Origin of the sequence: Phytoactinopolyspora endophytica (assembly GCF_004138495.1) — a bacterium.
GTDB classification, from domain to species: domain Bacteria; phylum Actinomycetota; class Actinomycetes; order Jiangellales; family Jiangellaceae; genus Phytoactinopolyspora; species Phytoactinopolyspora endophytica.
Map to the genome: position 1 here is coordinate 50,899 of NZ_ML142862.1, position 6,921 is coordinate 57,819.

Annotated in this window: 8 protein-coding genes and 1 pseudogene; 3 read left to right on the forward strand and 6 right to left on the reverse strand. The window is 65.9% G+C overall.

Annotated features, from left to right (window positions below; genetic code table 11):
* Together ELR45_RS38855 and ELR45_RS23480 are read right to left on the reverse strand one after the other, a co-directional pair.
* Positions 1-337, reverse strand: a pseudogene (locus ELR45_RS38855) (thioredoxin family protein); the annotation flags it as partial.
* Between the two features lie 80 nt (positions 338-417).
* The gene (locus ELR45_RS23480; protein ID WP_129668513.1) at positions 418-2,127 is read right to left on the reverse strand and encodes a coenzyme B12-dependent isobutyryl-CoA mutase large subunit; all 1,710 of its coding nucleotides are present in this window, start codon (positions 2,125-2,127) and stop codon (positions 418-420) included.
* Between the two features lie 243 nt (positions 2,128-2,370).
* Here ELR45_RS23480 and ELR45_RS23485 point away from each other — a divergent pair, with 243 nt between their 5' ends.
* Both ELR45_RS23485 and ELR45_RS23490 read left to right on the forward strand, forming a co-directional pair.
* Positions 2,371-3,075, forward strand: a complete 705-nt coding sequence (locus ELR45_RS23485) for a YwaF family protein (RefSeq protein ID WP_129668514.1) — start codon at positions 2,371-2,373, stop codon at positions 3,073-3,075.
* Between the two features lie 100 nt (positions 3,076-3,175).
* Positions 3,176-3,631: an RrF2 family transcriptional regulator gene (locus ELR45_RS23490; RefSeq protein WP_129668515.1), complete on the forward strand. Its 456-nt coding sequence runs from the start codon at positions 3,176-3,178 to the stop codon at positions 3,629-3,631.
* Here the strand turns inward: ELR45_RS23490 and ELR45_RS23495 are convergent.
* The gene (locus ELR45_RS23495; protein ID WP_165368042.1) at positions 3,588-4,661 is read right to left on the reverse strand and encodes an ABC transporter permease; all 1,074 of its coding nucleotides are present in this window, start codon (positions 4,659-4,661) and stop codon (positions 3,588-3,590) included. The genes ELR45_RS23490 and ELR45_RS23495 overlap by 44 nt on opposite strands.
* Positions 4,662-4,761: 100 nt before the next feature.
* Here ELR45_RS23495 and ELR45_RS23500 point away from each other — a divergent pair, with 100 nt between their 5' ends.
* Positions 4,762-5,376, forward strand: coding sequence for a TetR/AcrR family transcriptional regulator (locus tag ELR45_RS23500; RefSeq protein ID WP_165368043.1), 615 nt, complete (start codon positions 4,762-4,764; stop codon positions 5,374-5,376).
* Between the two features lie 43 nt (positions 5,377-5,419).
* Here ELR45_RS23500 and ELR45_RS23505 read toward each other — a convergent pair whose 3' ends face one another.
* From ELR45_RS23505 to ELR45_RS35695, 3 genes are read right to left on the reverse strand one after another with little or no spacing between them, the layout of a single operon-like run.
* Positions 5,420-5,932 (reverse strand): MarR family winged helix-turn-helix transcriptional regulator, encoded by a 513-nt coding sequence (locus tag ELR45_RS23505; protein WP_129668518.1) that lies wholly within the window; start codon positions 5,930-5,932, stop codon positions 5,420-5,422.
* A gap of 11 nt (positions 5,933-5,943) precedes the next feature.
* Positions 5,944-6,630, reverse strand: a complete 687-nt coding sequence (locus ELR45_RS23510; RefSeq protein WP_129668519.1) for a PH domain-containing protein — start codon at positions 6,628-6,630, stop codon at positions 5,944-5,946.
* A gap of 10 nt (positions 6,631-6,640) precedes the next feature.
* A complete protein-coding gene (locus ELR45_RS35695; RefSeq protein ID WP_165368044.1) occupies positions 6,641-6,793 on the reverse strand; it encodes a hypothetical protein in 153 nt (50 codons plus the stop codon).
* Between the last annotated feature and the right edge of the window lie 128 nt (positions 6,794-6,921).

A 6,921-nucleotide genomic window follows, 5' to 3' on the forward strand; every position in this document is an offset into this window, starting at 1 on the left:
CCGATGCCGCGATCTGCTGGTTAGCGTCGACATCGATCTTCGCCAGGACGAACCGCCCGCCGTACTCGGCCGCGAGCTTCTCCAAGATCGGAGACAGCTGCTTGCACGGCTCACACCATGTGGCCCAGAAGTCGATGACGACCGGGACCGACGCGGACCGGTTGATCACCTCGGACTGGAAGGTGGCCTCGGTGACATCGATGACATAGCCGCTACCGGGTGATGTTCCGGCAGGGCCGCCAGCGGCCGCACCGGCGCCCGCAGGGCCACCCTGCGGTGCGTTTTTCAGCGACGACAAGTCCACAGCGCCAGGACGGCTGAAGCTCTTCGAGTTCATACCCCCCATCCTCTACGAACAGCGCTCAGGATGCGAAGCGGGTCCCCCGGGGCTAGAACACGTGGGCGAGAACTCGTGGCCTAGAACCTGGCGGGTTCGGTGTAGCCGCCCCATTCGGCACGGAGCGCATCGCAGATCTCCCCCAGGGTCGCTTCGGCCCGTGCCGCCTCCAGCATCGCGGGAATCATGTTTCCGTCCGTCCGCGCAACGTCCACCATCGTGGCGAGCGCGCCTCGGACCGCGCTGTCGTCTCGTCCGGCCCGACGCTCGGCGAGGACCCGCCGCTGCTCATGCTCGACCTCATGCGAGACGCGCAGGATGTCCAACTCGCCGGAGACCGTGTCTTTATGGGCGTTGACACCGACGATCCGTTTCTCGCCCTTCTCCAGCTTCTGCTGGTATTCGAAAGCCGAATCAGCGATCTCCGACATGAACCAGCCGTCCTCGATGCCGCGCAGGATCCCCGCTGTCATCGGACCATACGCGCTCTGCCAACGAGTGTCCCGCTCCCCCATGGCGCGGATACGCTCGAACGTCTTCTCCGCTTCCGCCTCCATCCGGTCGGTCAGCGCCTCCACATACCAGGATCCGCCCAAGGGGTCGGCTACGTTGGCCGCACCGGTCTCTTCGTTGATGACCTGCTGCGTTCGCAGCGCGATCTCCGCCGCGTGCTCCGACGGCAGCGCCAGCACCTCATCCAGAGCGTTCGTGTGCAGCGAGTTGGTCCCGCCGAGCACCGCCGCCATCGCCTCGACGGCAGTGCGCACCACGTTGTTGTAAGGCTGTTGTCCGGTCAGTGAGACTCCGGCTGTCTGGGTGTGGAATCGCAGCCACTGCGCTCGCTCGGTGGTCGCGCCGTACACGTCGCGCATCCAGCGCGCCCAGATCCGCCGGGCAGCGCGGAACTTGGCGATCTCCTCGAAGAAGTCGATGTGAGCGTCGAAGAAGAACGACAACCCGGGCGCGAAGACGTCCACATCCAAGCCCCGTGAGAGCCCCAGCTCCACATAACCGAACCCGTCCGCCAGCGTGAACGCCAGCTCCTGCGCCGCCGTGGATCCGGCTTCGCGGATGTGGTAACCGGAGACGGACAGCGGCTTGTAGTCGGCGATGTTGTCCACGCAGTACTGCATCAGGTCACCGATGAGACGCAGGTGCGGCTCGGGGCCGAAGAGCCACTCTTTCTGCGCGATGTACTCCTTGAAGATGTCCGTCTGCAAGGTCCCGTTGAGCACGCCGGGGTCGACGCCCTGACGTTCCGCCGCGACCACGTACATGCAGAAGATCGGCACCGCGGGCCCGCTGATGGTCATCGAGGTGGTGACGTCGCCGAGCGGGATGCCCTCGAACAGGATCTCCATGTCCGCCGCGGAGTCGATCGCCACCCCGCAGTGCCCCACCTCGCCGATGCTGCGCGGGTCGTCCGAATCCCGGCCCATCAGCGTCGGCATGTCGAACGCGACCGACAGGCCTCCGCCTCCCGAACGCAGGATCATCTTGTAGCGCTCATTCGTCTGCTGGGCATTGCCGAAGCCGGCGAACTGGCGCATGGTCCAGCTCCGGCCGCGATATCCCGTCGTATGCAGACCTCGGGTATACGGGAACTCGCCCGGCCAGCCGATGCGCTCGAACCGCGGATCGTCGACGCCGGGCTCGGGCCCGTAGACAGGATCCACCTCGAGCCCAGACAGTGTGGTGAAGTCGGCGTCCCGCACGTGCCCCTTCTCAACGGCTGCGCGCATCCGCTCCTGCCAGCGTCGACGGCCGCCTTCGACGTCATCTGCGTGCACAGCTGCCTCCTGTTGGGGTCGCCAACATGTACGAGGACGTCCGATTGTTTGACGTCCTAGTAAGTATGACAGCCGAGACGGACGCTGTGCACGTCGCTCACGTCATCCGTGGCCACGTCCTCACGTCGTCCGTCGGCTCGTCGCTCACGTCGTCCCTGGCCCGTCACTCATGCAGACCACGGCCTCGCTCGTCGGGCACCGGCCGAGGCGGGTCAGCGCCCGAACTGGGTAGTAGACGATGTGATGCCGGCAACCGGTCACTTCTCGCCATACGGCCTGTCTCATCTGGCCGTGCTGGCGCTGTTACTCGTCGCAACCTGGTGGCTGGTGCGACGGGGCCGTGCCGTGCGCGAAAGCCCTGTCGCCGCACGGCTCAGCACGGTGTTCGCGCTGATCTTCTTGTCCCTGACACTGCCGTTGCAGATCTGGTTCCTGACCCCTCCCCGATTCAACATCGACCAAGCGCTGCCGATCCAGCTTTCCGACCTGGCATGGATGACCGCCGTGTACGCATTGTTCACGCGCCATCGCTGGGCCGTCGCACTGACGTACTACTGGGGACTGACGCTGACGACTCAGGCGATCTTCACCCCCAGCCTCGAGCTCGACTTTCCTGCTCTGTCGTTCATCCTGTACTGGGCGATGCACGGATTGACGGTGGCAGCCGCGATCTACCTGACATGGGGACTTGGGATCGCCCCAGACTGGCGCAGCTACCGCATCGCGGTGGCGGCGACGGCTCTGTGGGCGGTCAGCGTGTTCACGTTCAACTCGTTGGCCGACACCAACTACGGATTCCTGAACGCCAAGCCGCAGACCGCGTCGCTTCTCGACTGGTTCGGCCCGTGGCCATGGTATGTCCTGGTCGAGATCGTGATCGTCGCCTCGGTGTGGGCTCTGATCACCTGGCCGTGGGTCACCCGAGCGGCGCAGCGGCGACGGGCTTGAGACCAGCGTGCTCCTGGGGTGACAAGTAACGCACGGCCGGCAGGACGCAACGCCGCGCCTTGTGCACCTGCGGGCGCACGATCGGTGGCAGTATCTACATGTGCATGTGACCGCCCGAGCCGACTACGCCGTCCGAGCTGTGATCGAGCTGGCATCGCTGCGCCCGGTCTCCGCCACCCGCCAGCAGCTGGCTGAAGCACAGAACATCCCGGGCAAGTTCCTCGAGACCATCCTCGGCGACCTGCGCCGCGCTGGGATCATCGAAGCCCAGCGCGGCGCATCGGGTGGATATCGACTGACCAGGGACCCGGAGAAGCTCACCCTCGCCGAGATCGTCCGCGCGGCGGAAGGGCCGCTCGCCGCCGTCCGCGGCATGCCACCCGAGGACACCCTGTACCCCGGCAGCGCCGCACCGCTTACCCAGATCTGGGTCGCGGTGCGCGCGAGCCTGCGGGACGTGCTCGAGGCCACCACGGTCTCCGACATTCTCAGCGGTGACCTGCCCGAGCAGGTCACGAGCCTGCTGGCACGGCCTGACTCGTGGACGCGACGGTGACCCGCTCCCGCTTCGCCCAGCCGAGCGCGGCAAGCACTACTCCGAGCACCACCCATGCGGTCAGCACCAGGATCGGTCCGCCCGCGGCCGCACCGTCGAAGAACGCCGACGATCGGAGCAGGCTGCCTCCGGCGCCCGGCGGGAGCAGTTGGCCAAGGGTGCCCCAGCCAGTCGGCAACATCTCCGGCGCCGTGGTGACACCGGACAACGGGTTGCCGAGCAACAGCATGACCAGCGCCCCGATTCCCAGACCGGCCGGACCCAACAGCGACCCCAGGCCGATGATCGTCAGCGAGATCGCCGCTATGGCCAGCGCGAGCACCCCCGCGTTCGCCAGGTAGTTGCCATCCAGCACCCCCAGCCACGGCTGCACGACCAGCGCTCCGACCAGACCACCCGCCGTCGCGCCTACCAACGCGCCGGTGACCCGTCGCCACACCCCGACGATGATGAGCGACATCGAGTACCCCACGGCCATGCCACCGATCACCATCGGCAGTGCCGCAGAGGAGAAGCCCGAGCCGCGTGCGTCGTCGTCGGGATGTCCCACCACATCTTCTACCTGAACCGCCGGGGCCCCGGTCATCTCCTGGGTCATCCGGTCGGCTATACCCTGGATGACCTGCGCCACCACTGGGCTCGCCGCCGATGCGGTCAGCACCTGCGGCGGCCCGTCCGGGCTGATCGCGATCGCGCCGTAGACGTCTCGATCCTCGATGAGCTCCCGGGCGGCATCGAGATCAGCCGCCGGCTCCACCTCGAAGCCATCCGGCATCGCCGCGTCGAGCTGCCCTTGCACCTGCACCGCCGCCTCCTGCCCTCCGACGACCGCGATCGGCACGTCGCGCGGCGTAACCTCAGAGCTCGGCCATGCGAACGCGGTCAGCAGGACGCCGATGAACATCGCCATACCGATGCCGATCCTGATCACCTTGTGCCAATCGGACGGCGGGGAGCCCGTTCGCCCGTTACCCACACTCGCGGCCTGCTCCGGCTCTCTACCCGTCTCCGTCACACGCTCGTGGTTCATCTCTATCCTCCAAAAACGAATGTCCGTTCTCTTTACAATGCCACACACCACGCCGACGGCGCAATACCTGGGAACGCGCCTCAGCCACTATGGTGACCACGTGCCACGTGTATCCGAAGCCCATCTCGTCGCCCGCCGGCAGCAGATCCTCGAAGCCGCATGGCGATGCTTTGCCCGCAACGGCTTTCACGCGACATCGATGCAGGACATCTTCGCCGAGTCCGGCATGTCCGCGGGAGCGGTTTACCGATACTTCCCCAGCAAGCTCGAGCTCATCAAGGCCACCGCAGGCACCATCACCGAGGGCGTGGGTGAGGTCTTCGGGACCATCGCCCAGACGGAACCGGTCCCCTCACCCGCCGAGGCGATGGAGATGGTGATCAACACCGTCAGCCAGCTGCTGACAAGAAAGGACGTCGATCTGAGCAAGATCGCCATGCATGTGTGGTCCGAGGCGTTGCGCGAGCCGGAGGTCGGCGCGGTGGTCAAGGAACTGGCGCTGCACGTCCGTCAGGGCTGGATCGACGTCCTGATCCGCTGGAAAGAGGCAGGCCACGTGCGGCTGGACGCCGATCCGGACAGCGTCGCCGCGTTCCTCTACGGCACCATGGTCGGATACGTCGCCCAGCGCAACCTGGTCGGCGACGTCACCGCCGACCAGTACATCGCCGGCTTCGCCAACCTGTTCGCCGCCGCCCATGATCATGAACGGTGACCGTGTGAGGTGACCGTGTTACATGCCCGGTCAGCGCTCGCGTTCATGAGTCGTCGCGGAAGTCGCCGGCGGCGAGCCGGATCCCCCGCAGCAGCTCGAACACGGCAAGCCGCTGCTCGTCGTCGAGGGCCCGCAGCCCGAACTCTGCGTCCATCAGCTCGGACGTCACTTTCTTGACGGCGTCTCGCCCTGAATCGGTGATGCGCGCCAGCGTCCCGCGCCCGTCCCGGGGATTGGGCTCCCTCACCACGAATCCCGCGGTCTCCAGCCGCTGGATCGTGTTGGTCACGCTCGTAGGGTGGACCATCAGCCGTTCGCCGATCTTCGCCATCGGCAACGCGCCCGTCCGGCTGAAGCTCAACAGCACCAGCGCCTCGTAACGGGCGAAGGTGAGCCCGTACGGGCGGCAGACCCGGTCGTATTCACCAAGGAGCAGCTGCTGCACACGCATGATCGAGGTCGCCGCCAGCATCGCTTCGGACGAGCCGAAGCGCTCGCGCCAGATGAGCCCCGCCCGCTCAATGGGGTCGAAGTTCAGATCAAGGGGTTCCGGCATGTACTGCTCCCTCACCGCCGACGCGCTGTCACCGGGCGGTTCGTCGCCGGATGGTCAGGTCGCCGCGGGTTGGCCTTCTTCTTCTCTGGCGTCTTCGGACCGGCTCCGGTCATCTCCCGCCGGCGCTTGTGGATCAGCCGAGCGATGTCCTCCGGACGCGGCACATACTGGATCTCCCGGATGCCTTGCTGCTGTGCGGCGTTCTCCAGCACCAGGTGGCCGGAACTGAACGGGCGCAGATACCACGGGCGAAGCACCGTGACGTCCAGCAGCCGCACGACCTCCATCTCGGCCTCTCGCAGGGAGAACAGCCCCCAGACGCGGAACACGCGGGTGTCGGTGAGGACGAACCGGTCTCTGGACCAGTACAGCGACCTGAAGAACCCGTAGCCGATGAGCCCGGCGACCACGGCGATGGCGAACCAGGCGATACGAGCGGAGACGAACGGCACCCACACGATGGCCAGGACGACGCCCAGCAAGGCGATCGCAACCGGAAGGACATGCACGATCCAGCTGTGCGCGACCTCGATGATGATCCGCTCTCCGGAGACCAGCTTCCGGGCGACCATGCGATGCCCGAACCAGGACCTGACGCGCCACCAGAGCATCCGGATGAGGCCGTCTTCCGCGACACGGTCCAGCCACCGGACAAAACGGTCGGTCAGACCGTCGAGCATCTCCTTAGGCGTGCGCACGCGACACGTCCTAGAACAGTTCTTCGAAGAATGTGATGATTGCGTCGAAGAGATCGCCGAAGAAATCGAAGATGGTGGTGAAGACGTCGGCCATCCCGTCAGGTTCGGCCAGCAGGAAGTACACCACGAAGGCAATAAGTAGGACGATCAGAGCCTTCTTCATCGTCGGCCTCCTTTCCGCTGGCCCATCGCGCTCATGTCTATCTTCCGGTATATCTCGGGGTCACAGGACCGCCATCCTTGTATTTCTACCTCATGATCCACGCGCGACGAGAGCGCCACGCCGATCAT